Consider the following 24316-nt stretch of genomic DNA (forward strand, 5'->3'; position numbering starts at 1 on the left):
CCTGCAGCGCTTCGCATCCCAGCGGCGCAGCCCCCATTTCCACATCAACAGGTACGCACCCATGGCGATCGAACGCACCCTCTCCATCATCAAGCCCGACGCGGTGGCCAAGAACGTGATCGGCCAGATCTACGGCCGCTTCGAGGCCGCCGGCCTGAAGATCATCGCCGCCAGGATGGCCCATCTGTCGCGTCGCGAAGCCGAGCAGTTCTACGCCGTGCACAGGGAGCGCCCCTTCTTCAAGGACCTGGTGGACTTCATGGTGTCGGGCCCGGTGATGATCCAGGTGCTGGAAGGCGAGAACGCGATCCTGAAGAACCGCGAGCTGATGGGCGCCACCGACCCGAAGAAGGCCGACAAGGGCACCATCCGCGCCGACTTCGCCGACAGCATCGACGCCAACGCGGTGCACGGCTCCGATGCACCCGAAACCGCGCAGGTGGAAGTGGGCTTCTTCTTCCCCGGCATGAACATCCACTCCCGCTGATCGCGGGATTCCGCATGCGATGACGCCAGCTCCCGAGTCCGGTCGCAGGGCCAACCTGCTCGATTTCGATCTCGAGGGGCTGGCTGCGTTCTGCGCTTCGCTGGGCGAGAAGCGCTTCCGCGCGACGCAGCTGTTCCGCTGGATCCACCAGCGCGGCGCGCGCGACTTCGACCAGATGACCGACCTGGCGAAGTCGCTGCGCGACAAGCTCAAGGCCTGCGCCACGATCGAGGGGCTGACCGTCGCCAGCCGCCAGGCCTCGGCCGACGGCACCATCAAGTGGCTGTTCGACGTCGGCGGCGGCAACGCCGTGGAGGCCGTCTACATCCCGGAGGACGACCGCGCCACGCTGTGCGTGTCGTCGCAGGCCGGCTGCGCCGTGGGCTGCCGCTTCTGCTCCACCGGCCACCAGGGCTTCTCGCGCAATCTCACCACGGGCGAGATCGTCGCCCAGCTCTGGTATGCCGAGCACCACCTGCGCGAACAGCTGGGCACGCGCGATCGCGTGATCTCCAACGTGGTGATGATGGGCATGGGCGAGCCGCTGCAGAACTACTCGGCGCTGGTGCCGGCCCTGCGCGTGATGCTGGACGACCATGGCTACGGCCTGTCGCGCCGGCGCGTGACCGTCTCCACCTCGGGCGTGGTGCCCATGATCGACCGGCTGGCGCAGGACTGCCCGGTGGCGCTGGCCGTCTCGCTGCACGCGCCCGGCGACGCGCTGCGCGACAACCTGGTGCCGTTGAACCGCAAGTACCCGCTGGCCGAGCTGCTGGACGCCTGCAACCGCTACCTGCAGCACGCCCCGCGCGACTTCATCACCTTCGAGTACTGCATGCTCGACGGGGTCAACGACCAGCCGGAGCACGCGCGCGAACTGATCGCGCTGGTGCGCGGCCACGGCGGCCGCGGCGTCAACTGCAAGCTGAACCTGATCCCGTTCAACCCCTTCCCCCAATCCGGCCTGACGCGCTCGCCCCACAGCCGCGTCGCCGCCTTCGCGGCATTGCTGAGCGATGCTGGTATCGTCACCACCGTGCGCAAGACGAGGGGGGACGACATCGCCGCCGCCTGCGGCCAGCTGGCCGGCGACGTGCAGGACCGCACCCGGGTGGGCGAGCGCATCGCCCGCCAGCGCACCGTGATCCTGAAACGGGCGCCGGCGCAAGCCGAGGCCAAGGAGTCGTGAGCATGAAGCGCGGGGTGGGCCTGTGGGGCCTTGTGGCGGCCGTGGTGCCGTGGTCGGGCGTGGTGGCGGCGGGCCTGTTGCTGGGAGGCTGCGCCCAGACCGCCGAAGTCGGCCGGGCGGCCGGCGACATCCCCACTGCTTCCGACGAGACCGAAGCGCGCCGCCGCGCCCGCATCCGCATGGAGCTGGCGGTGGGTTACTTCGAGCAGGGAAAGACGGCCGTGGCGCTCGACGAGCTCAAGCAGGTCATCGCCGCCGATCCGACCTTTTCCGATGCCCACAACCTGCGCGGCCTGGTGTACATGCGGCTGAACGACGCGGGCCAGGCCGAAGAGAGCTTCAAGCGCGCCGTCTCGCTGAACCCGCGCGACGCCAGCGCCACCCACAACCTGGGGTGGCTGCAATGCCAGCAGCGCCGATTCCCGGAGGCCGACCGCTCCTTCGATCAGGCCCTGGCCAACCCGCTCTACCCCGATCGCGCCAAGACGCTGATGGCCAAGGGCTTGTGCCAGGCCCAGGCCGGCCAGCCGGCCGAGGCGGAGAAGAGCCTGGCGCACGCCTACGAGATCGACGCCGGCAACCCGATCGTCGGCTACAACCTCGCCGCGCTGCTGTACAAGCGCGGCGAGCTGGAGCGCTCGCAGTTCCTGATCCGCCGGCTGAACAACAGCCAGCTCGCCAACGCCGAGACACTCTGGCTCGGCGTCAAGGTGGAGCGCAGGCTGGGCGACCGGCTCGCCATGGGCCAGCTGGCCGACCAGCTCAAGCGGCGCTTCCCGCAGTCACGCGAGGCCGCGGCCCTGGACCGCGGAGCTTTCGATGAGTGAGGCCGCCGCAGCGCCGCAGCCGTCCGCCGGCGACCTGCTGCGGCAGGCGCGCGAGTCCGCGGGCCTGCACGTGGCCGCGCTGGCGGTGTCGCTCAAGGTTCCCGTGCGCAAGCTCGAGGCGCTGGAGGAAGACCGCTATGGCGACCTGCCCGACGCCGTCTTTGCCCGCGCCCTCGCCTGCAGTGTCTGCCGCACCCTCAAGATCGACCCCCAGCCGGTGCTGGCGCGCCTGCCGCAGACGGCGGCGCCGCGGCTTGTGCAGGCGCACGAGGGCCTCAACGCACCGTTCCGTGCGCCCGGAGACGCGGTGGCGGCCGGCTGGCAGCAGCAACTGCTGCGGCCGGTGCCGCTGATGGTCGGCGCGCTGCTGCTGGGTGCACTGGCCATCCTCCTGCTGCCGACGCTGCGCATCGAGGAGGGCCTGTCCAGGGCCCGGACCGACGCGCCGGCCGTGCCGATGGCGGAACCGGTCGTGGTCCAGCCGGGGGCGGCCGCGGCCGCCGATCCGGCAACGCCCCCCGCCGATCCGTCCCATGCCCCGATGGTCGACCCGGCCGGCCAGGCGCCGGCTGCGGCAGCTTCGGGCACGCCCGCGGCCGCGGCTGCGGCTGTGCAAGTCCCGGCAGCGCAGCCGGTCGTCGCCATGCCCGCGGCGCCCGCCGCGACGGCCGAGCCGGCCGCCGCTCCCGCCGCGGCGACCGGCGGCCTGGTGGTCTTCAAGGCCAGCGGACCGTCGTGGGTGCAGGTCGTCGACAGCCGCGGCGAGGTGGCGCTGCGCCGCCTGCTGGCGGCCGGCGAGAGCGCCGGCGCCTCCGGCAACCTGCCCCTGTCGGTGACCGTCGGCAGCGTCAACAGCACCGCCGTCGTGGTGCGCGGCAAGCCCTTCGACCTGGGCGCCGTCGCGCGCGACAACGTGGCCCGGTTCGAAGTGAAGTGAAATGAACCACCCCGCGGGGGGCGCTTGAATTCGTGGCGATGCACACTCCGCGCTGCCTGCTCCCGTTTCCTGGCCGATGACATCTCCTGAACCCTGCCTGCCGGTGCTGCCGGCCTCTCCCGCTCCTCGCCGCACCCGCCAGGCGCGCGTGGCCTGGGGCGCGCGCGTGGTCACGGTGGGCGGCGACGCGCCGGTGCGGGTGCAGTCCATGACCAACACCGACACCGTGGACGCGGTCGCCACCGCGATCCAGGTGAAGGAGCTGGCGCAGGCCGGCTCGGAGCTGGTGCGCATCACCGTCAACACGCCCGAAGCGGCGCAGCAGGTGCCCTACATCCGCGAGCAACTCGACCGCATGGGTGTGGACGTGCCGCTGGTGGGCGACTTCCACTACAACGGCCACCGGCTGCTGAGCGAGTTCCCGGACTGCGCGCAGGCCCTGTCCAAGTACCGCATCAACCCCGGCAACGTCGGCAAGGGCGACAAGCGCGACCGCCAGTTCGGCCAGATGATCGAGGCCGCCATGCGCTGGGACAAGCCGGTGCGCATCGGCGTCAACTGGGGCAGCCTCGACCAGGAGCTGCTGGCGTCGCTGATGGACGAGAATGGGCGCCGCGCCGAGCCCTGGGACGCCCGCAGCGTGATGTACGAGGCCCTGATCACCTCGGCCATCGAATCCGCGCGCCGCGCCGAGGCGATGGGCATGCGCGGCGAGCAGGTGATCCTGTCCTGCAAGGTCAGCGGCGTGCAGGACCTGGTGTCCGTGTACCGCGAACTGGCGCGCCGCTGCGACTACCCGCTGCACCTGGGCCTGACCGAAGCCGGCATGGGCACCAAGGGCACGGTGGCCTCCAGCGTGGCGCTGGGCATCCTGCTGCAGGAGGGCATAGGCGACACCATCCGCGTCTCCCTCACCCCGCAGCCAGGCGAGTCGCGCACGCAGGAAGTGGTGATCGCATCGGAAATCCTGCAGTCGCTCGGATTGCGCGCGTTCGTGCCCAGCGTCACCGCCTGCCCGGGCTGCGGCCGCACCACCAGCACCACCTTCCAGGAACTGGCCAAGCAGATCGACGACCACCTGCGCGCCAACATGCCGCTGTGGCGCACCCGCTACCCGGGCGTCGAGAAGCTGCGCGTCGCGGTGATGGGCTGCATCGTCAACGGCCCCGGGGAGAGCAAGCACGCCGACATCGGCATCAGCCTGCCCGGCACCGGCGAAGCGCCCGCCGCGCCGGTGTTCATCGACGGGCAGAAGGCGACGACCCTGCGCGGCGACCACATCGCGGCCGAGTTCCACCAGATCGTCGAGAACTACATCGAGAAGCGGTTCGGTTCCGTCTCCAAGGCGGACTGAGCCGGCACCCCATGGCTGAAAAACTCAGTGCCGTCAAAGGCATGAACGATATCCTGCCGCCCGAGTCGGCGCGCTGGGAGTGGCTGGAAGACAAGGTACGCGGCCTGATGGCGCGCTACGCCTACCGCAACATCCGCACGCCGATCCTGGAGCCCACCCAGCTGTTCGTGCGTGGCCTGGGCGAGGTGACCGACATCGTCGAGAAGGAGATGTATTCCTTCGAGGACCGCCTCAATGGCGAGCACCTCACCCTGCGGCCGGAGAACACTGCCGGCGTGGTGCGCGCCGTGGCCGAGCACTCGCTGCTGTACGACGGCGGCAAGCGCCTGTACTACCTGGGCCCGATGTTCCGGCACGAGCGCCCGCAGCGCGGCCGCTACCGGCAGTTCCACCAGATCGGCGCCGAGGCCCTGGGTTTCGCGGGGCCGGACGTCGATGCCGAGCTGATCCTGCTGGCCGACGCCCTCTGGAAGGAACTGGGCCTGCTCGACGTGCGGCTGGAGATCAACAGCCTGGGCCAGCCCGAGGAGCGGCGGCAGCACCGTACGGAGCTGATCGCCTACCTGGAGCGGAACGCCGACCTGCTGGACGAGGACGCGAAACGGCGCCTGCACAGCAACCCGCTGCGCATCCTCGACACCAAGAATCCGGCCATGCAGGCCATGGTGGAAGGCGCCCCCCGGCTGATCGACTTCTTGGGCGTGCAGTCACTGGCCCACTTCGACGGCCTCAAGGCCATGCTCGAGGCCAACGGCATCGCCTACCGCATCAATCCGCGGCTGGTCCGCGGCCTGGACTACTACAACCTCTCGGTATTCGAGTTCGTCACCGAGCGGCTCGGCGCCCAGGGCACCATCTGCGCGGGCGGCCGCTACGACTACCTGATCGGGCAGATCGGCGGCAAGCCGGCGCCGGCCGTGGGCTGGGCCATCGGGGTCGAGCGAGTGCTGGAACTGGTGAAGGAGCAGGGCGCGGACTTCGATGCGCCGGCGCTGGATGCCTACGCGGTCGTGCCGGATGCCTCGGCCTTCCCGACGGCCCTGAAGACGCTGCAGGCCCTGCGCGCGGCCGGCGTATCGGCGCAGATGCATGCAGCTTCGGCCGACGGCCTGGGTAGCATGAAATCGCAGTTCAAGAAGGCCGACGCCAGCGGCGCCCGCTACGCCCTGGTGTTCGGCGGCGACGAACTGGCGGCCGGCGAGGTCACCGTCAAGGCCCTGCGCGACGGCAGCGGCGCGCAGCAGCGCCGGCGCCTGGCTGCTGCGGCCGACTGGGCCGGCACGCTGAAGAGCTGAGCCGCCGGCTCACTACAATGCCCGGCTGCCCGGGTGCATCCGGCCGCCCACAAGGATTTCATGGCTTCACACCTCGACCTCGAAGAACAGGAACAGCTTGACCAGCTCAAGCACTTCTGGAAGACCTACGGCAACCTGATCTCCTGGCTGCTGATCGCCGTGTTCGGCTCCATCGCGGCCATGAACGGCTGGCAGTGGTACGAACGCACCCAGTCGGCGAAGGCCTCGGCAATCTACGACGAGGTCGAGCGGGCCGTGCAGGCGGGCGACTTCGCCCGCGCCGAGCAGGGCTTCACCGACGTGAGGGACAAGTTCGGCGGCACGGTGTTCGCGCAGCAGGCCGGCCTGCTGGTCGCGCAGGCCGCGGCCGACAAGGGCCAGCCGGATGCCGCGCGGGCGGCGCTGGCCTGGGTCGCGGAAAACGCATCCGACGAGGGGCTGCAGGCGATCGCACGGCTGCGGCTGGCAGCGCTGCTGGTCCAGGCCAAGTCCTACGACGAGGCCCTCAAGCAGCTCGAGGCCGAGCTGCCGCAGGAGTTCGCGCCGCTGGCCGCCGACCGGCGCGGCGACATCTACAACCTGCAGGGCAAGAAAGCCGAGGCCAGGGCCGAATACGAACGGGCCTGGAAGGGCCTGGAGGCCCAGGCCGACTACCGCCGCATGGTCGAGGTCAAGCTGACCGCGCTCGGCGTCGACCCGAAGAGCTTGGCCGGCGAGAAGGCCGGAGGCGCCCGGTCATGACGCCAGGGAGCGTCCAGGCGGTCCTCCGGCGCGGACTGGTCGCGGCGGCCGTTGTGGTGGCCCTCACCGGGTGCTCCATGCTGCCCTTCCTCGGCGGCGGCGCCGAGAAGCCCCAGCCGGCCGAACTGCAGGCCAATCCGGCCACGCTGGGCATCCGCGCGGCCTGGACCAACCGCATCGGGCCGGTGTCCTTCCCGCTGGAGGTCCATGTCACCGGCCAGCAGCTGGCGCTGGCGTCCAGCGACGGCACGGTGGCCCTGCTGGATGCAGCCACCGGTCGCGATCTCTGGCGCGCCAGCGTGGGCGCGACCATCGCGGCCGGCGTCGGCAGCGACGGCAGCACGCTGGCCGTGGTCACGTCCGGCAACGAACTGGTGGCGCTGTCCGGCGGCCGGGTACTGTGGCGCGAGAAGCTGCCGGCGCAGGCCTATACGGCGCCGCTGGTGGCGGGCAAGCGCGTGTTCGTGCTGGCCGCCGACCGCTCGGTGAGCGCCTTCGACGGCGCCACCGGCCGCCGCCTGTGGAGCCAGTCGCGCCCGGGTGAGCCGCTGGTGCTGCGCCAGGCCGGCGTGCTGCTGGCGGTCGGCGACACGCTGGTGGCCGGGCAGGGCGGTCGCCTGGCGGGCCTGAATCCCCTGAATGGCAGCGTGCGCTGGGAAGCCCCCATCGCCACTCCCCGCGGCACCAACGACGTCGAGCGGCTGGTCGACCTGGTCGGCCCGGTCAGCCGCGTCGGCCCTTCCGTCTGCACCCGCGCCTACCAGGCCGCCGTCGGCTGCGTGGACACGGCGCGCGGCACCCTCGCCTGGACGCGCCCGGCGCGCGGCACCGAGGGCGTCGGCGGCGACGAGCGCATCGTGGTGGGCACCGAGAGCGACGACCGCGTGGTGGCCTGGCGCCGCGACAGCGGCGAGCGCGCCTGGGTGCACGACAGGCTGCTGCACCGCGCGCTGTCGGCGCCGCTGGTGGTGGGCAGCTCGGTGGCGGTGGCCGACGGCACCGGCTGGCTGCACGTGCTGTCGCGCGAGGACGGCTCGCTGCGCAACCGCGTCGCCACCGACGGCAGCGCATCCGCCGCGGCGCCGGTGGTGGCCGGCACCACCCTGGTCGTGGTGACGCGCAACGGCGGCGTGCACGCCTTCGTGCCGCAGTAGGCGGCAACAGGAGAAGGGCGGCCGTGAAACCCGTGATGGCCCTGGTGGGCCGCCCCAACGTCGGCAAGTCCACGCTGTTCAACCGGCTGACGAAGACGCGCGACGCGATCGTCGCCGACTTCGCCGGGCTGACGCGCGACCGCCACTACGGCAACGCCAGGCACGGCCCGCACGAATTCATCGTCATCGACACCGGCGGCTTCGAGCCGACCGCCGAGAGCGGCATCTACATGGAGATGGCGCGGCAGACGCGCCAGGCCGTCGCCGAGGCCGACGTGGTGGTCTTCGTCGTCGACGCGCGCGAGGGCCTCTCGGCCCAGGACCACGACATCGCGGCCTACCTGCGCAAGCTGGGCAAGCCCACCGTGCTGGCCGCCAACAAGGCCGAGGGCATGACCGAGGGCGTGCAGCTCTCGGAGTTCTACGAACTGGGGCTGGGCGAGGTGCACGCGGTTTCCGCGGCGCACGGCCAGGGCGTGCGCAGCCTGGTCGAGGTGGCGTTCGCGTCCCTGGACCTGCCCGAGCCCGACGAGGAGGCCGACGAGGCGCCGCCCGGCGTGATCCGGCTGGCGGTCGCCGGCCGGCCCAACGTGGGCAAGTCCACGCTGATCAACACCTGGCTGGGCGAGGAGCGGCTGGTCGCCTTCGACCTGCCGGGCACCACGCGCGACGCGATCTCGGTGCCGTTCGAGCGCGGCGGCCAGCGCTACGAGCTGGTCGACACGGCCGGGCTGCGCCGCAAGGGGCGGGTGTTCGAGGCCATCGAGAAGTTCTCGGTGGTCAAGACCCTGCAGGCCATCGAATCGGCCCACGTCGTGGTGCTGCTGCTGGACGCCACCCAGGGCGTGACCGACCAGGACGCGCACATCGCCGGCTACATCCTGGAAAGCGGCCGCGCCGTGGTGATCGCGGTCAACAAGTGGGATGCGGTCGACGCCTACCAGCGCGAGCAGGTGCAGCGGCAGATCGAGGCCCGCCTGGCCTTCCTGAAATTCGCCGCGCTGCACCTGATCTCCGCGAAGAAGCGCCAGGGGCTGGGCCCCCTGTGGAGCTCGATCGCCCAGGCCCACAAGGCGGCCATGACCAAGATGTCCACGCCGGTGCTGACGCGGCTGCTGCAGGAAGCGGTGCAGTTCCAGGCGCCCAAGCGCTCGGGCATGTTCCGGCCCAAGCTGCGCTACGCCCACCAGGGCGGCATGAACCCGCCTGTGATCGTGGTGCACGGCAACTCGCTCGAGCACGTCACCGATGCGTACAAGCGCTTCCTGGAGGGGCGCTTCCGCAAGGCCTTCGACCTCATCGGCACGCCGCTGCGCATCGAGATGAAGACCTCGAAGAATCCGTACGCCGACAAGGATTGAGGGGTCCGGCCAACTGCGGCCCTTGAACCCGACCGTGGCGCCCCCACGTCAGGCGGACGGCAGCGATGCCGAAGACTTTGCCCGGCGGGTTGCTGTGGTAAGGTGCGTTTTCCACTTCCCGAACACGGAGAATATCGTGAGCAACAAAGGGCAGCTACTACAAGACCCGTTCCTCAACACGCTGCGCCGAGAGCACGTGCCGGTGTCGATCTACCTGGTCAACGGGATCAAGCTGCAGGGGCAGATCGAATCCTTCGACCAGTACGTCGTCCTGCTGAGGAATACCGTCACCCAGATGGTCTACAAGCACGCCATCTCCACCATCGTCCCCGGCCGCGCCGTCAACTTCTCCGCCGCGGAGAGCAGCGAGGCCGCCGCCGGCTGAACCGCCGCGCCGGCGCGCGCTCTCCCGCCGGGGCGCGGCCCTTCCCGACAGCCCCGATTCCGTTTTGCAGCAAGTCCCCGCAACACCTGAAGCCCCCGCGATCCTGGTGGGGGTCGACCTTGGCCTGCCGCACTTCGACGCCGGGCTCCAGGAGCTCGGCGAGCTGGCGCGCACGGCCGGCCTGGAGCCGGTGGCGCGCCTGACCGCGCGCCGCAAGGTGCCCGACGCGGCGCTGTTCGTCGGCCGCGGCAAGGCCGACGAGATCAAGGCGCTGGCCGAGGAAACCGGCGCCACCGAAGTGCTGTTCGACCAGGCCCTCAGCCCCGGCCAGCAACGCAACCTGGAGCGCCACCTGGGGCTGCCGGTCAACGACCGCACGCTGCTGATCCTGGAGATCTTCGCCCAGCGCGCCCGCAGCCATGAGGGCAAGCTGCAGGTCGAACTGGCCCGCCTGCAGTACGTCAGCACGCGGCTGGTGCGGCGCTGGTCGCACCTGGAGCGGCAGACCGGCGGCGCCGGCGTGCGCGGCGGCCCGGGCGAGAAGCAGATCGAGCTGGACCGCCGGATGATCGGCGACGCCATCAAGCGCACCCGCGAGCGGCTCGAGAAGGTCAAGCGCCAGCGCCACACCCAGCGCCGCCAGCGCGAGCGCCAGGGCGCCTTCAACATCTCGCTGGTCGGCTACACCAATGCCGGCAAGTCCACGCTCTTCAATGCGCTGGTCAAGGCGCGCGCCTATGCGGCCGACCAGCTGTTCGCGACGCTGGACACCACCACCCGGCGGCTCTACCTCGACGACGAGGAGGGCGGCTCAGGCGGCCGCTCGGTCTCGCTGTCCGACACGGTCGGGTTCATCCGCGACCTGCCGCACGGCCTGATCGACGCCTTCCAGGCCACCCTGCAGGAAGCCGCCGATGCCGACCTCCTGTTGCACGTGGTCGACGCGGCCAACCCGCACCACCCCGAGCAGATCGAGGAGGTGCAGCGCGTGCTGCACGAGATCGGCGCCGGGAAGGTGCCGCAGTTGCTGGTCTTCAACAAGCTCGATGCGCTGGAGGCCTCGCAGCGGCCGCGCCGGCCCGCCGACCGGGTCGAGATCGAGGGTACGCCGGTGCGCCGGCTGTTCGTCAGCAGCCGCACCGGCGAAGGCCTCGCCGCGCTCCGCCAGGAACTCGCCTCCCGGGCCGCCGGCGCCAGCGCGTCCATGCAGCCCGGTGATGAATTGCACGACGCCGCCGCCTGATTGGGCACAATCGGCCCAGCCACACGAAAAGAAACACAACCCGGAATGAAGCTTCACGCCCCCCGCATGCTCGCCGCGCTGGCCTGGCGCCTCCGAGGCATGTTCAACCTGAACGACCCGCGCTGGGGGCGCGGCAGCGGCAACGACGACGACTCCAAGGACAACCGGCCCGACCCGCAACGCCCCGACGGGCCGCGCGGCCCCAACCAGGGGCCGCCCGACCTCGACGAGCTCTGGCGCGACTTCAACCGCCGCCTGGGCGGCCTGTTCGGCGGCGGGCGCGGCCGCCGCCCCGATCCGAACGGCAATTTCCAGCCGGACATGAAGAGTGCCGGCATCGGCATCGGCCTGATCGTGGCCGTGCTGGTGCTGATCTGGCTGGGCACGGGCTTCTTCATCGTGCAGGAAGGCCAGCAGGCGGTGATCACCCAGTTCGGCCGCTACAAGGCCACCGTGGGCGCCGGCTTCAACTGGCGCCTGCCATACCCGATCCAGCGCCACGAGGTGGTCTACGTCACCCAGATCCGCTCGGTCGACATCGGCCGCGACGCCGTGATCAAGGCCACCGGGCTGAAGGAGTCGGCCATGCTGACCGCCGACGAGAACATCCTGGACGTCAAGTTCTCGGTGCAGTACCGGCTCAAGGATGCGCGCGCCTACCTGTTCGAGATCAAGAACCCGGCCGAGACGGTCGTGCAGGCCGCCGAGACCGCGGTGCGCGAGGTGGTCGGCAGCATGCTGATGAACGCCGCCCTCGGCGAGGAGCGCGAGCAGATCGCCCCGCGCGTGCGCAGCGTCATGCAGTCCATCCTCGACCGCTACAACGCCGGCGTGGAGGTGGTGGTGATCAACCTGCAGCAGGGTGGTGTGCGCGCGCCCGAGCAGGTGCAGGCCTCCTTCGACGACGTGAACAAGGCCGGGCAGGAGCGCGAGCGCCTGAAGAACGAGGGCGCCGCCTATGCCAACGACGTGATCCCGCGCGCGGCCGGTTCCGCGGCCCGCCTGCGCGAGGAAGCCGAGGCGTACAAGGCGCGCGTGGTGGCCACCGCGCAAGGCGATGCGCAGCGTTTCCGCTCGGTCCTGGCGGAGTACCAGAAGGCGCCGCAGGTGACCCGCGACCGCATGTACCTGGACACCATGCAGCAGGTCTACGCCAACGTCACCAAGGTGATGGTGGATTCGCGCCAGGGCTCCAACCTGCTGTACCTGCCGCTCGACCGCATCATGCAGCAGGTCTCCGCCGGCGGCGCGGCGGTGGTTCCGCCGGAGCCCGCGTCCGGCAGCAACAACTCGGCGGCGGGCAGCCCGGCCGCCGACCCCCGCACCCGCGATGGCGCCCGCAGCCGCGAGCGCGAGACGCGCTGACCCGGGAGCGCGAAGCACATGAACCGAATCGGATTTTTCGCCGCGGCCGCCCTGGTGGTGCTGGCCCTGCTCAGCTCCATGCTGTTCGTCGTCGACCAGCGCCAGTTCGGCGTGGTCTATGCACTGGGCCAGATCAAGGAAGTCATCACCCAGCCGGGCCTGAACTTCAAGCTGCCGCCGCCTTTCCAGAACGTCAGCTACATCGACAAGCGGCTGCTCAACCTGGACGGCAACGACACCACGCCGGTGCTCACCGCCGAGAAGCAGCCGGTGGTGATCGACTGGTACGTGCGCTGGCGCATCACCGACCCGACCCAGTACATCCGCAACGTCGGGCTCGACGAGGCCACCGGCGCCAACCGCCTGAGCAACGTCGTGCGCAGCGCCTTCAACCAGGAGGTCAACAAGCGCACCGTGCGCGAGCTGCTGTCCTCGGAGCGCGACGAAGTGATGGAGGACGTCAAGACCCAGGTGCTGGCCCAGGTCAAGGGCGCGCAGCCCTGGGGCATCGACGTGATCGACGTGCGCGTGACCCGCGTCGACTACAGCGAGGCGATCACCGAGTCGGTCTACCGCCGCATGGAGGCCGAGCGCAAGCGCGTGGCCAACGAGCTGCGCTCCACCGGCGCCGCCGAGAGCGAGAAGATCCGCGCCGACGCCGACCGCCAGCGCGAGGTGATCATCGCCAACGCCTACCGCGACGCGCAGAAGATCAAGGGCGAGGGCGACGCACAGGCGGCCGCGATCTACGCCGACGCGTTCGGCCGCGATCCGCAGTTCGCGCACTTCTACCGCAGCCTCGAGGCCTACCGCGCGACCCTGAACAAGCGCGGCGACCTGCTGGTGGTCGACCCCGACGGCTCCGAGTTCTTCCGCGCGTTCCGCGGCAACTCCGGCGCGGGGGCCACGCCGAGGAAGTAGGGCTTGGACGGCGCCACCTTCTGGGCCGCACTGGCCCTGGTGCTGGTCTTCGAGGGGCTGTTCCCGCTGCTGGCGCCTGGCAGCTGGCGCGACACCTTCCGCAAGCTGATGGAGCTGCGCGACGGCCAGTTGCGCTTCTTCGGCCTGTGCAGCGTCGGACTGGGCCTGTTGCTGCTGCTGCTGGTGACCTGACCCGGCGACCGGCGCAGCGCCTGCCGTCGAGCCGCAGGGTGCGGCCCGGTAGAATCCCTCTTTTAACAGCTCCCCCTGTCCATGTCCGCCTGGGTCCTGCCGGATCACATCGCCGACGTCCTGCCCTCCGAGGCCCGGCACATCGAGGAATTGAGGCGCCAGCTGCTCGACACCGCGCGAGGCTACGGCTGCGAGCTGGTGATGCCGCCGCTGCTGGAGCACCTGGAGTCGCTGCTCACCGGCACCGGCGAGGCGCTCGGCCTGCAGACCTTCAAGCTGGTCGACCAGCTCTCCGGGCGCACGCTCGGCCTGCGGGCCGACACCACGCCGCAGGTCGCCCGCATCGACGCGCACCTGCTCAATCGCGCCGGCGTCGCCCGCCTGTGCTACTGCGGGCCGGTCCTGCACACCCGCCCCGACCGGCCGCATGCGACCCGCGAGCCGCTGCAGTTCGGCGCCGAGGTCTACGGCCATGCCGGGCTGGAGGCGGACCGCGAGGTGTTGCTGCTGGCGCTGGACTGCCTCAGGGCCACCCAGGTCGCGCCGCTCACCGTGGACCTCGCCGATGCACGCATCGTGCGAGCGCTGTTTGCCGGCGTGATGGTCGACGCGCAGGTGCTGCGCGACGTCCACGCAGCACTCGCGGCCAAGGACGCCACCCGGCTGGAACAGTTGACCCGGGACTTCCCCGCTGCCTCGCGCCAAGGCCTGGCCGCGCTGGTCACGCTGTACGGCGATGCCGGCGTGCTGGCCGAGGCGCGCCGCGTGCTGCCTTCGACGGCCGCGATCGGCGAGGCGCTGGACCAGCTCGAATGGCTGGGCCGCGACCTCGGGGATGTCGCCGTGAGCTACGACCTGGCCGACCTGCGCGGCTACGCGTACTACAGCGGCATGCGCTTCGGCATCTACACGCCCGGGGCCACCGACGCGCTGGTGCGCGGCGGCCGCTACGACGAAGTGGGCGCCGTGTTCGGCCGCAACCGGCCCGCGGTGGGCTTCTCGCTGGACGTGCGCGAGCTGGTCGGCGTGGCGGCCGCGCAGCCGCTCAAGGCCGCCATCCGCGCGCCCTGGGGCGAGCAGCCGGCGCTGCGCGCCGCCATCGCGCGGCTGCGCGCCGCGGGCGAAACCGTGGTGTGCGTCCTGCCCGGGCACGAGAGCAAGGTGGACGAGTTCCACTGCGACCGCGAACTGGCCGAGCAGGCCGGCCGCTGGGTCGTGCGCGCGCTCTGATCCTTTTTCCTCTTTTCCGGTTTTCCGTCATGAACAAGACAACGGGTCGCAATGTGGTCGTCGTGGGAACCCAGTGGGGCGACGAAGGCAAGGGCAAGCTGGTCGACTGGCTGACCGAGATGGCGCAGGGCGTGGTGCGCTTCCAGGGCGGCCACAACGCCGGCCACACGCTGGTGATCAACGGCGTCAAGACCGCGCTGCACCTGATTCCCAGCGGCATCATGCGGCCCGGGGTGAAGTGCTACATCGGCAATGGCGTGGTGCTGTCGCCCGCCAAGCTGTTCGAGGAGATCGAGGGCCTGGAACGAGCCGGCGTGGAGGTGCGCTCGCGCCTGCGCATCAGCGAGGCCTGCCCGCTGATCCTGCCGTTCCACGCCGCGCTGGACGTGGCGCGCGAGTCGCTGCGCGAAAAGGGTGGCAGCGAGAAGATCGGCACCACCGGCCGCGGCATCGGCCCGGCCTACGAGGACAAGATCGCCCGCCGCGCGCTGCGGGTGCAGGACCTGAAGAACCCGGCGCGCTTCGCCGAGAAGCTCAAGGTGCTGCTGGACCTGCACAACCACGTGCTCACCACCTACCTGCACGCCCCGGCGGTGGACTACCAGCCGGTGCTGGACGAGGCGCTGCGCCTGGGCGAGCAGCTGAAGCCGATGATGGCCGACGTCTCGCGCGAGCTGAACGAGGCGCACCGCCATGGCGACAACCTGCTGTTCGAAGGCGCCCAGGGCACGCTGCTGGACGTGGACCACGGCACCTATCCCTACGTGACGTCCAGCAACGTCGTGGCTGGCAATGCCGCCGCCGGCGCCGGCGTCGGGCCCGGCATGCTGCACTACATCCTGGGCATCACCAAGGCCTACTGCACCCGCGTGGGCGGCGGCCCGTTCCCCACCGAGCTGGACTGGGAGAAGCCGGGAACGGTCGGCTACCACCTGTCCACCGTGGGCGCCGAGCGCGGCGTCACCACGGGCCGGCCGCGCCGCTGCGGCTGGTTCGACGCGGCTCTGCTCAAGCGCAGCGCGCAGGTCAACGGCCTGTCCGGCCTGTGCATCACCAAGCTGGACGTGCTGGACGGCCTGGAGGAACTGAAGCTGTGCACCGGCTACGAGCTCGATGGCGAGCAGGTCGACATCCTGCCGCTGGGCGCCGACGAAATCGCGCGCTGCAAGCCGGTGTACGAGGCGCTGGAGGGCTGGAGCCAGAGCACGGTGGGCGTCACGCAGTACGACAAGCTGCCGGTGAACGCGCGCCTGTACCTGCAGCGCATCGAGCACGTGACCGGCGTGCCCATCGATATCATCTCGACCAGCCCGGACCGCGACCACACGATCATGATGCGGCATCCGTACCTCGCTTGAACCCCAGGAGCCCCTTGGAATGTTGACGGAAGACGGCAAGCACCTGTACGTGAGCTACGACGAGTACCACAACCTGATCGAGAAGCTCGCGATCAAGGTGCACCAGTCGGGGTGGACCTTCGACACCATCCTGTGCCTGGCGCGCGGCGGCATGCGGCCCGGCGACATCCTCTCGCGCATCTTCGACAAGCCGCTGGCCATCATGTCGACGAGTTCGTACCGGGCCGAGGCCGGCACGGTCCAGGGCCACCTGGACATCGCCCGCTACATCACCACCCCCAAGGGCGAGATCGCGGGCAAGGTCCTGCTGGTGGACGACCTGGCCGACTCCGGCCACACGCTGCACAAGGTGGTGGACCTGCTGCGCAACAGCTACGAGCCGATCACGGAACTGCGCACCGCGGTGATCTGGGCCAAGGGGCTGTCCACCTTCACGCCGGACTACTCGGTCGAATACCTGCCCAGCAACCCCTGGATCCACCAGCCCTTCGAAGGCTACGACGCCATGGGGCCGGACAAGCTGCTGGAGAAGTGGAAGATCTGAGCGCCGCCGCTCACTGCGGGCAGGCCTGGCCCTCCGCCACCACCTGCTCGCCCAGGTAATCCAGCCAGCTGCGCACCGCCGGCGTCATGCCGCGGCGCGAGGGATACACCGCGTGCAGCACGCCCGAGGGCGGCTCCCAGCCTTCCAGCACGGGCACCAGGCGGCCCTCGCGCATCTCCTGGCGGCACATGTAGTCCGGCAGGACCCCCATGCCGATGCCCCCCAGCACCAGGTGCTTGAGCGTCTGCATGTCGTCGGCGGTACAGCGCGGCTGGTGCAGCAAGTGGAAGGTCCGTCCCTCCGGCCCCAGCAGCCGCCAGCGGGCGCGGCCGTCCACCGCGGACATCGCCACCGTCGGCAGCCCCGCCAGGTCATCGGGCGCCGCCGGCCGGCCCTGGCGCGCCAGCAGATCCGGCGAGGCCAGCAGCGGCGTGCGGGTCAGTCCCAGGCGCTTGACCACGAGGCTGCCGCTTTCGTCCAGCGTGCTGCGCACCCGCAGCGCCACGTCGATGCCTTCCTCCACCAGGTCCACCACGCGGTTGGTCACCTGCATCTCGATGCGCACGCGCGGGAAGGCCTGCAGGAAGGCCGGCAGCAGCGGCGCCAGGGTGGTCTGGGCGACGGTGACGGGGCAGGTCACGCGCACCGTGCCATGCGGCTCGCTGCGCACCTGCGCAACGGCCTCCTGCGCCGCCTCCGCCTCCTCGCGCAGGGCCGCGCAGTGGCGGTGGTAGACCTCGCCGGCCGGCGTCAGCGAGAGCTTGCGCGTGGTCCGGTGCAGCAGGCGCACGCCCAGTTGCGCTTCCAGCTGGGCGAGCCGGCGCGACAGCGTGGACTTGGGCAGCCCCAGCTTGCGGCTGGCCGCGGCGAAGCTGCCCTGGTCGGCGACTTCCGCGAAATAGAGCATGTCGTTCAGGTCTTGCATGGGCGCAGTGTCCCATGGGTGGGACGATCTTTCCCGCCGCGGGGGGCTTATCAGGGGAGGGTTGCGCCCGCACCATTGGAGTCGGTTCCAAAATCAGGACGACGACCATGAAGCTCTTGCACATCGATTCCAGCGCCCTCGGCGGCGCTTCCGCTTCCCGGCAACTTACCGCCCAGCTCGCGCGCGAATGGGTCCAGGCCCATCCGGGCACCACGGTCGAGCACCTCGACCTGGTGGCCGCGGCTCCCAGCCACCTGGACGAACACTCGTTGGGCTTTCGCCTCGGCGTCGAGGCCACGACCGAGCGGCAGCGCCAGGAGAACGCGCTGAGCGAGCGCCTGGTGAACCAGTTCCTGGCGGCCGATGTGGTGGTGGTGGGCGCGCCCATGTACAACTTCAGCATCCCCAGCCAGCTCAAGGCGTGGATCGACCGCATCGCCCAGGCCGGGCGCACCTTCCGCTACACCGCCGCGGGGCCCGAGGGGCTGGCCGGCGGCAAGACGGTGGTCGTGGTGTCCAGCCGCGGCGGTGCCTACGCGGGCATGCCGCACGAGGCCGCCATGGACCACCAGGAGAGCTACCTGCGCGCGGTGTTCGGCTTCTTCGGCATCACCGACGTGCGCATCGTGCGCGCCGAAGGCCTGGCCATGGGGGACGAAGGCCGGGCCACGGCGATGGCCGCGGCCGGGCGCGACATCCGCGCGCTGTTCGACGCGCCGGCGAACGAGGCGCAGAGACTCGCGGCCTGACCGCACGGCGCAAGGGGCGGAGGGTGCGCGCTACCATCGACCGATGCCCCCGCGTCCCACCGACCTCATCCACCATCCGTACGTTCCGCCCGCCGGCTTCGAGGCGCCGCAGCCGGGCGTGTTCAAGGCCTCCACCGTTCTCTTTGCCGACGTGGCGGCGCTGCGCGCGCGCGACTGGAAGCACAAGGACGGCTACACCTATGGCCTGCACGGCACGCCCACCACCTTCCTGCTGGAAGAGCGCATCGCCACGCTGGAGGGCGGCCGGCAGTGCCTGCTGGTGCCCAGCGGGCTGGCGGCCATCGCCAACGTCAACTGTGCGTTGCTGGCGGCAGGCGACGAGGTGCTGCTGCCCGACAACGTCTATGGGCCGTCGAGGCTGATGGCCGAAGGCGAGCTGGCGCGCTGGGGCATCTCGCACCAGCGCTACGACCCGATGAAGCCGGCCGACCTGGAGCGGCGCATCGGCGCCCGGACCCGGCTGGTGTGGCTGGAGGCGCCCGGTTCGGTGACCCTGGAGTTCCCGCCCCTCGCGCAGCTGGCGCAGATCTGCCGCCGGCACGGCGTCACCAGCGCGCTGGACAACACCTGGGGCGCCGGCCTCGCCTTCAACGGCTTCGACCTGGGCGCCGGCGAGGGCGTGCAGCCGGGCAGCGGCGCCGACATCGTGGTGCATGCCCTGACCAAGTACCCCAGCGGCGGCGGCGACGTGCTGATGGGCAGCATCGCCACGCGGGAGGAAGAACTGCACGTGCGCCTCAAGCTGTCGCACATGCGCATGGGGTGGGGCGTGGGCGGCAACGACGCGGAACTGGTGCTGCGCTCGCTCCCCAGCCTCGCGCTGCGGTACCGTGCGCAGGACGCGGCGGCGCGGGGGCTGGCGCGCTGGCTGCAGGGCCGGCCGGAAATCGCGCAGGTGCTGCACCCGGCGCTGGAAGGCTCGCCGGGCCATGAACACTGGCGCGAGGCCTGTGGGCCCGATGGCCTGGCGGCGGGGCTGTTCTCGGTGGTCTTCCACGAGCGCTACGCGCCGGCCCGGGTCGATGCGTTCTGCGATGCGCTGAAGCTGTTCCGGCTGGGTTACTCCTGGGGCGGGCCGGTCAGCCTGGCCGTGCCCTACGACATCCCCTCCATGCGCAGCGCCGAACTGGGCACCTGGCCGCATCGCGGCGTGCTGGTGCGCCTGGCCATCGGCCTGGAGGATCCGGCCGACCTGCAGGCGGACCTGGAGCGCGCGCTCGGCGCCCTGTCGGGCGCATGACGCCCGCGCTCAGGCGGTAGCCGGCACCGGCCCGCGGCGCGCACCGGCGCGCAGCCGGCGCAGCGTCGCCGCCGTATCGGCCAGGCTCTGCTCCAGCGGCACCTCCTGCCGCCAGCCGAGTTCCCGCTTCGCCCGTTCGTTGGACATGGTCCAGTGCTTGCCGCCGACGGCCGCGGCGAAATCCCGGTTGATCATGCGCGGCGTGCCCAGCATGCGGTGGTTGATCCAGTCGAATGCCGGCGCCAGCGGCAGGACGAAGCGCGGGATCAGGGGGCCCGGGGCGGGCACGGAAGGATCGATCGTGCGCAGGATCCGGATCATCTCCGAAAAGGACGGGAGCACGTCGTTGCACAGGATGAAGCGCCCGCCGGCCCCGCTCTCGGCCGCCAGCACGTGCCCGCGCACCACGTCGCGGACGTCGACGGCCGGGAAGTTCTGGTCCGGCACGCCGGCCCTGAACGCGCCCAGCAGCATGTTCTCCACCGCGTCCGTGCTGGACGTGCCGCGCGTGAATCCCGGGCCCAGCAGGGCGCCCGGCAGCACGGCCACCATGTCGACGCCGCGCGTGCGCGCGAGCTGCCAGGCTTCCTGCTCGGCCAGTGTCTTGGCCTTGTGGTAGGGCAGCCGGAAGTCGGTGCGCCAGTCCGCCTCCGTCGTGGTGCGCCCGCCCTTGGGCATCAGCGGCACGGTGACGAGGGACGACGTCAGGACCAGGCGGCGCACGCCATTCGCCGCCGCGGCCTGCACCGCGGCGCGCGCCCCCTCGATCGAGTCGCGGACCATCTCCTCGGCTTCGGCCTTGTCCGCCGTGTAGTTCTTGTAGGTCGCCGCCACGTGGAACAGCAGGTCGACCCCCGCGGCCACCTCGCTGAAGCGACGCTCGTCGCGCACGTCCAGCGCATGCAGCTCGACCCCCGGTATCGCCAGGCCCGCCGTGCGCGCCGGGTCGGCGGTGTCGCGCACCGTCGCCCGGACCCGATAGCCACGCTGCACCAGCGCCGGCACCAGGTTGCGCCCCAGGTGTCCGTTCGCACCCGTGACCAGCACCACCCGGTTCGTATCCATGTTCAGCTCCTGCGCGGCCCGTGGGCGGCGAGGAAATCTAGTCCACGGCGCCCGGGTGTTCAACCCGCTGCCATGGCAGAGCTGCGGGGCCGCGGCCGCGCCCTCCGATGGCGTACAGTGGGGCCATCCCAACCCACCGGAACCAGCGCAGTGGCGACACCCAATTACGGATACGAGAAGCGGCAGAGGGAGCTGGCCAAGAAGCGCAAGAAGGAAGAAAAGCTCAAGGCCAAGGCCGACCGCAAGGCGGTCGGCGGCGCCGGCGACGAAGAACGCGCGGACGGCCAGGAGCCGGGCGACGAGCCTGCCGCCCCGGCCGAGCAGCCTCCCCAGCCCTGACCGGTCAGGAAACCGACGCCGCGATCTCGCGCGCCAGGCGCGCCATCGCCCCGGCGCTGCGATCGGCCAGGGCACAGCGCCGGGCCTGCGCGTACTGGGCGAAATTGCGTTCGATCGAAGCCGAGTAGCCCGGGTCGTAGTGCGTGTGCAGCAGTTCGCGCACCACCGTTTCCAGCTCGCCCGCGCGCACCATTTCCTGCCAGCGCTCCACCACGGCCTTGCCGCGCAGCTGGACCAGCGCATCCAGCCGGCGGCAGAACAGCTCCGGGTCGTCGACGAAGAAGCCGTAGTCCTCCAGCAGCAGCGCCACCCGCTCGTCGTCGGGTAGGTCCAGTCGCAGGCAGGGGCTGGCCCGCATGGCGGCGATCAGCGCTTGCGGCACCGCCACGTTGCCGACCTTGCGGCTTTCGCTTTCCACGAACACCGGCCGGGCCGGGTCCAGCCGGCGCAGCGCGTCCCAGATGCGCGTGTCGAAGGCTTTCTGGCTGGGCTGCGGCTGCCCGGGAACCAGCCCCAGCACCGAACTGCGGTGGCAGGCCAGCCCTTCCAGGTCCAGCACCTGCGCACCGGCCGCGGCCAGCGCCTGCAGCAGCCTCGTCTTGCCCACCCCGGTGGGGCCGCACACCACGCGGTACTGCAGTCCTTGCGCCAGCTCCGGCATCTGCGCCAGCACCGCGCCGCGGAAGGCCTTGTAGCCCCCCTCCACCAGCGTGACCCGGAAGCCGATCTGGTCCAGCACCAGCGACAGCGCCCCGCTGCGCTTGCCGCCACGCCAGCAGTACACCAGCGGCTGCCAGCCCTTGGGCTTGTCGAGCACCTCGCGCTGGATGTGGCGCGCGAGGTTGGCCGCCACCAGCGCGGCGCCGATCTTGCGGGCCTCGAACGGGCTGTCCTGCTTGTAGATGGTGCCGACGCGGGCGCGCTCCGCGTCGCCGAGGGAAGGCCAGTTGACCGCACCGGGCAGGTGGTCCTCGGCGTACTCCGACTCGCTGCGCGCGTCGATGACGGTGTCGAAGTCGGCCAGGCGCGCGGCGGCCAGCGCGGCCGGCAGGGTCTGCACGCTCACTTCAGCAGCTTGCGCAGTTGCGGCCAGACATTGGCCAGCATGCGCGCTTGCGCGTCCACGTTGGGGTGGATGCGGTCGGGCTGGAACAGCCGGGTGGAGTCCGGCCCGTCGGCGATGCCCGCCAGCAGGAACGGCACCACCGCCGCCCGGTGCTCGCGAGCCACCTGCTGGTACAGGTCGGCGAAGCGCTGGCCGTACTGGGCGCCGTAGTTGGGCGGCAGCTGCATGCCCAGCAGCAGCACCTGTGCGCCGGCCTTCTGCGCCGCCTGCACCATGGCCGCGAGGTTGGCCCGCGTCATCTCCAGCGGCAGGCCCCTGAGCGCGTCGTTGCCGCCGAGTTCGACCACCACGTGCGTCGGCTGGTGCCTGGCCAGCAGGGCGGGCAGGCGCGAGCGGCCACCGGAGGTCGTGTCGCCGCTGATGCTGGCATTCACCACCGTGGCGTCGATCTTCTCGTCGGCCAGCCTGCGCTCCAGCAGCGCGACCCAGCCGCTGCCGCGCGGCAGTCCATACTCGGCGCTGAGGGAATCCCCGAGCACCATCACGGTCGTGCCGGCGGCCCGGACCGCCGAGCTGAACGGTGCGGCCAGCCCAGCCGCGATAAAGTGCCTGCGCCTCAAGAAAACAAGGGCCTCCATGCCGCCATCCATCATCGCCGTCGAACACGTCCACAAGTCGGTGACCGATTCCACCGGGACGCTCGACATTCTGCGCGATATCGATTTCACGCTGGCCGAGCGGGAAACCGCCGCCATCGTCGGCGCCTCCGGATCCGGCAAGAGCACGCTGCTGTCCATCATCGCCGGGCTGGACACGCCCACCCGAGGAACGGTGCGGCTGGCCGGCGAGGACCTGTTCGCGCTCGACGAGGACCAGCGGGCCGCCTTGCGCGCGCGCAAGGTCGGCTTCGTGTTCCAGAGCTTCCAGCTGCTGGGCAACCTCACGGCGCTGGAGAACGTCATGCTGCCGCTGGAACTGGCCGGCCGGCGCGATGCGCGCAAGGCGGCCGCGGCCATGCTGGAGCGGGTCGGGCTGGGCGAGCGGCTGGGCCACTACCCCAAGGTGCTGTCCGGCGGCGAGCAGCAGCGCGTGGCGCTGGCGCGCGCCTTCGTGGTCGAGCCCGCCGTGCTGCTGGCCGACGAGCCGACCGGCAGCCTGGATTTCGCCACCGGCGAGCGGGTGATGGACCTGATGTTCGAGCTCAATCGCGAGCGCGGCACCACGCTGGTGCTGGTGACGCACGATCGCGCCATCGCGCAGCGCTGCGAGCACCGCATCACCCTCGAGGCGGGGCGCATCGTGCCCGGGTGAGGCCCGGTCTCGTCATTGCGGACTTGATCCGCAATCCATCGCCTGCCGCTTGAACACGCGATGAAGTCCGTCCGTCCCCCCCGATAATCGGCCCGATGTCCTCGCCAGCCAAAGTCCTGTTCGGGTTCCATGCCGTCGGGGTGCGGCTGAAGACGGCGCCGCAGACGGTGCTGGAGGTGTTCTTCGAGCCCACCCGGCGCGACGCGCGCATGCGGCAGTTCCTCGAGCGCGCGCGCGAAGCCGGCGTGCGGCTGATCGAAGCCGATGCGCTGCGCATCGCCCGTCTGGCCGGCAGCCATGGCCACCAGGGCGTCGCCGCCCGGGTGCAGCCGCTGCCGGCGGCGCGATCGCTCGACGACCTGCTCGACCAGGTCCAGGGCCCGCCGCTGCTGCTGGTGCTGGACGGGGTGACCGATCCGCACAACCTGGGCGCCTGCCTGCGGGTGGCCGATGGCGCCGGCGCCCACGCCGTGATCGCGCCCAAGGACCATGCGGTCGGACTCAATGCCACGGTGGCCAAGGTCGCCAGCGGCGCCGCGGAGACCGTCCCCTATTTCATGGTCACCAATCTCGCGCGCACGCTCGGCGAGCTCAAGGAACGCAACATCTGGTGCCTGGGCACCAGCGACGATGCGCCGCGCACGCTCTTCCAGGCCGACCTGAAGGGCCCGGTCGCGCTGGTGCTGGGGGCCGAGGGCCCCGGCATGCGCCAGCTCACCCGCAAGAGCTGCGACGAGCTGGTGTCCATTCCCATGCGCGGTGCGGTCGAGAGCCTCAACGTCTCGGTGGCCAGCGGCATCTGCCTGTACGAGGCCCTGCGGCAACGGTCATGAGCGTCGCTGCGGTGCGCGGCTGGATCGCGGCGGCCGGCCGCGTGGCCGTGCTCACCGGCGCCGGCATGAGACACCCTGTGTCAACCCCCCGCTGTTTGAAGCAGCAGTTTGGCCCCGCCGTGGCGTGCCGGATCGTAGGGTTTGTGGTCCTGCCAGGCGCGCCAGATCACGCGCAGCCATGCTC

The 24316-nt window shown here is 71.0% G+C and carries 26 protein-coding genes; 22 read left to right on the forward strand and 4 right to left on the reverse strand.

Annotated features, from left to right (window positions below):
- The first annotated feature begins 61 nt into the window (after positions 1-61).
- The 17 genes from ndk to V6M57_RS04510 all read left to right on the forward strand — a co-directional run bounded on the left by ndk (position 62) and on the right by V6M57_RS04510 (position 16583).
- Positions 62-487, forward strand: a complete 426-nt coding sequence (gene ndk / locus V6M57_RS04430) for a nucleoside-diphosphate kinase (protein WP_332813774.1) — start codon at positions 62-64, stop codon at positions 485-487.
- Positions 488-506: 19 nt separating this feature from the next.
- Positions 507-1676, forward strand: a complete 1170-nt coding sequence (gene rlmN, locus V6M57_RS04435; RefSeq protein ID WP_332813775.1) for a 23S rRNA (adenine(2503)-C(2))-methyltransferase RlmN — start codon at positions 507-509, stop codon at positions 1674-1676.
- A 2-nt stretch (positions 1677-1678) separates the two neighbouring features.
- A complete protein-coding gene (gene pilW, locus V6M57_RS04440; RefSeq protein ID WP_332813776.1) occupies positions 1679-2503 on the forward strand; it encodes a type IV pilus biogenesis/stability protein PilW in 825 nt (274 codons plus the stop codon).
- Entirely contained in the window at positions 2496-3440 is a 945-nt protein-coding gene (locus V6M57_RS04445) for a helix-turn-helix domain-containing protein (protein ID WP_332813777.1), read from the forward strand. Before pilW ends, V6M57_RS04445 begins: the two co-directional genes overlap by 8 nt.
- Positions 3441-3516: 76 nt before the next feature.
- Entirely contained in the window at positions 3517-4794 is a 1278-nt protein-coding gene (ispG, locus tag V6M57_RS04450; RefSeq protein ID WP_332813778.1) for a flavodoxin-dependent (E)-4-hydroxy-3-methylbut-2-enyl-diphosphate synthase, read from the forward strand.
- Positions 4795-4805: 11 nt separating this feature from the next.
- Positions 4806-6089, forward strand: coding sequence for a histidine--tRNA ligase (gene hisS / locus V6M57_RS04455; RefSeq protein WP_332813779.1), 1284 nt, complete (start codon positions 4806-4808; stop codon positions 6087-6089).
- 60 nt (positions 6090-6149) lie between these two features.
- Complete coding sequence (locus V6M57_RS04460; protein WP_332813780.1) at positions 6150-6830, forward strand: YfgM family protein; 681 nt, start codon at positions 6150-6152, stop codon at positions 6828-6830.
- On the forward strand, positions 6827-7984 hold the full coding sequence (bamB, locus tag V6M57_RS04465; protein WP_332813781.1) for an outer membrane protein assembly factor BamB: 1158 nt from the start codon (positions 6827-6829) through the stop codon (positions 7982-7984). The genes V6M57_RS04460 and bamB overlap by 4 nt, the downstream gene beginning before the upstream one ends.
- 23 nt (positions 7985-8007) lie before the next feature.
- Positions 8008-9345 carry a ribosome biogenesis GTPase Der gene (gene der / locus V6M57_RS04470; RefSeq protein ID WP_332813782.1) on the forward strand — a complete coding sequence of 446 codons (1338 nt, stop codon included), beginning with the start codon at positions 8008-8010 and terminating at the stop codon, positions 9343-9345.
- A gap of 136 nt (positions 9346-9481) precedes the next feature.
- Complete coding sequence (gene hfq, locus V6M57_RS04475) at positions 9482-9730, forward strand: RNA chaperone Hfq (RefSeq protein WP_332813783.1); 249 nt, start codon at positions 9482-9484, stop codon at positions 9728-9730.
- A gap of 106 nt (positions 9731-9836) precedes the next feature.
- Positions 9837-10973 (forward strand): GTPase HflX, encoded by a 1137-nt coding sequence (gene hflX / locus V6M57_RS04480; RefSeq protein WP_332813784.1) that lies wholly within the window; start codon positions 9837-9839, stop codon positions 10971-10973.
- A 45-nt stretch (positions 10974-11018) separates the two neighbouring features.
- Complete coding sequence (hflK, locus tag V6M57_RS04485; protein WP_332813785.1) at positions 11019-12338, forward strand: FtsH protease activity modulator HflK; 1320 nt, start codon at positions 11019-11021, stop codon at positions 12336-12338.
- A gap of 18 nt (positions 12339-12356) precedes the next feature.
- On the forward strand, positions 12357-13259 hold the full coding sequence (gene hflC / locus V6M57_RS04490) for a protease modulator HflC (RefSeq protein WP_332813786.1): 903 nt from the start codon (positions 12357-12359) through the stop codon (positions 13257-13259).
- Positions 13260-13262: 3 nt separating this feature from the next.
- A complete protein-coding gene (locus tag V6M57_RS04495; protein ID WP_332813787.1) occupies positions 13263-13451 on the forward strand; it encodes a DUF2065 domain-containing protein in 189 nt (62 codons plus the stop codon).
- An 81-nt stretch (positions 13452-13532) separates the two neighbouring features.
- Positions 13533-14681 (forward strand): ATP phosphoribosyltransferase regulatory subunit, encoded by a 1149-nt coding sequence (locus tag V6M57_RS04500; RefSeq protein ID WP_332813788.1) that lies wholly within the window; start codon positions 13533-13535, stop codon positions 14679-14681.
- A gap of 29 nt (positions 14682-14710) precedes the next feature.
- Positions 14711-16039: an adenylosuccinate synthase gene (locus V6M57_RS04505; RefSeq protein ID WP_332813789.1), complete on the forward strand. Its 1329-nt coding sequence runs from the start codon at positions 14711-14713 to the stop codon at positions 16037-16039.
- A 19-nt stretch (positions 16040-16058) separates the two neighbouring features.
- Positions 16059-16583: a phosphoribosyltransferase gene (locus V6M57_RS04510; protein ID WP_332813790.1), complete on the forward strand. Its 525-nt coding sequence runs from the start codon at positions 16059-16061 to the stop codon at positions 16581-16583.
- Between the two features lie 10 nt (positions 16584-16593).
- Here the strand turns inward: V6M57_RS04510 and V6M57_RS04515 are convergent, their stop codons facing one another.
- Entirely contained in the window at positions 16594-17508 is a 915-nt protein-coding gene (locus V6M57_RS04515; protein WP_332813791.1) for a LysR family transcriptional regulator, read from the reverse strand.
- Between the two features lie 107 nt (positions 17509-17615).
- Here V6M57_RS04515 and V6M57_RS04520 point away from each other — a divergent pair, with 107 nt between their 5' ends.
- Both V6M57_RS04520 and V6M57_RS04525 read left to right on the forward strand, forming a co-directional pair.
- The gene (locus V6M57_RS04520) at positions 17616-18257 is read left to right on the forward strand and encodes an FMN-dependent NADH-azoreductase (protein WP_332813792.1); all 642 of its coding nucleotides are present in this window, start codon (positions 17616-17618) and stop codon (positions 18255-18257) included.
- A gap of 43 nt (positions 18258-18300) precedes the next feature.
- On the forward strand, positions 18301-19518 hold the full coding sequence (locus V6M57_RS04525) for a PLP-dependent transferase (protein WP_332813793.1): 1218 nt from the start codon (positions 18301-18303) through the stop codon (positions 19516-19518).
- Positions 19519-19527: 9 nt separating this feature from the next.
- Here V6M57_RS04525 and V6M57_RS04530 read toward each other — a convergent pair whose 3' ends face one another.
- The gene (locus tag V6M57_RS04530) at positions 19528-20583 is read right to left on the reverse strand and encodes an NAD-dependent epimerase/dehydratase family protein (protein ID WP_332813794.1); all 1056 of its coding nucleotides are present in this window, start codon (positions 20581-20583) and stop codon (positions 19528-19530) included.
- Between the two features lie 150 nt (positions 20584-20733).
- On the opposite strand from V6M57_RS04530, the gene V6M57_RS04535 reads away from it, so the two are divergent.
- Positions 20734-20922, forward strand: a complete 189-nt coding sequence (locus tag V6M57_RS04535; protein WP_332813795.1) for a hypothetical protein — start codon at positions 20734-20736, stop codon at positions 20920-20922.
- Between the two features lie 4 nt (positions 20923-20926).
- Here V6M57_RS04535 and mnmH read toward each other — a convergent pair whose 3' ends face one another.
- A complete protein-coding gene (mnmH, locus tag V6M57_RS04540; protein ID WP_332813796.1) occupies positions 20927-21988 on the reverse strand; it encodes a tRNA 2-selenouridine(34) synthase MnmH in 1062 nt (353 codons plus the stop codon).
- Positions 21985-22626: an arylesterase gene (locus tag V6M57_RS04545; RefSeq protein ID WP_332813797.1), complete on the reverse strand. Its 642-nt coding sequence runs from the start codon at positions 22624-22626 to the stop codon at positions 21985-21987. The genes mnmH and V6M57_RS04545 overlap by 4 nt, the downstream gene beginning before the upstream one ends.
- On the opposite strand from V6M57_RS04545, the gene V6M57_RS04550 reads away from it, so the two are divergent.
- On the forward strand, positions 22625-23299 hold the full coding sequence (locus V6M57_RS04550; RefSeq protein WP_332813798.1) for an ABC transporter ATP-binding protein: 675 nt from the start codon (positions 22625-22627) through the stop codon (positions 23297-23299). The genes V6M57_RS04545 and V6M57_RS04550 overlap by 2 nt on opposite strands.
- A gap of 95 nt (positions 23300-23394) precedes the next feature.
- Positions 23395-24132 carry a 23S rRNA (guanosine(2251)-2'-O)-methyltransferase RlmB gene (rlmB, locus tag V6M57_RS04555; protein ID WP_332813799.1) on the forward strand — a complete coding sequence of 246 codons (738 nt, stop codon included), beginning with the start codon at positions 23395-23397 and terminating at the stop codon, positions 24130-24132.
- Positions 24133-24316 lie beyond the last annotated feature (184 nt).

The sequence above is a fragment of the Ramlibacter sp. genome (assembly GCF_036676645.1).
In the GTDB taxonomy this organism is placed as follows: Bacteria; Pseudomonadota; Gammaproteobacteria; order Burkholderiales; family Burkholderiaceae_C; genus Ramlibacter.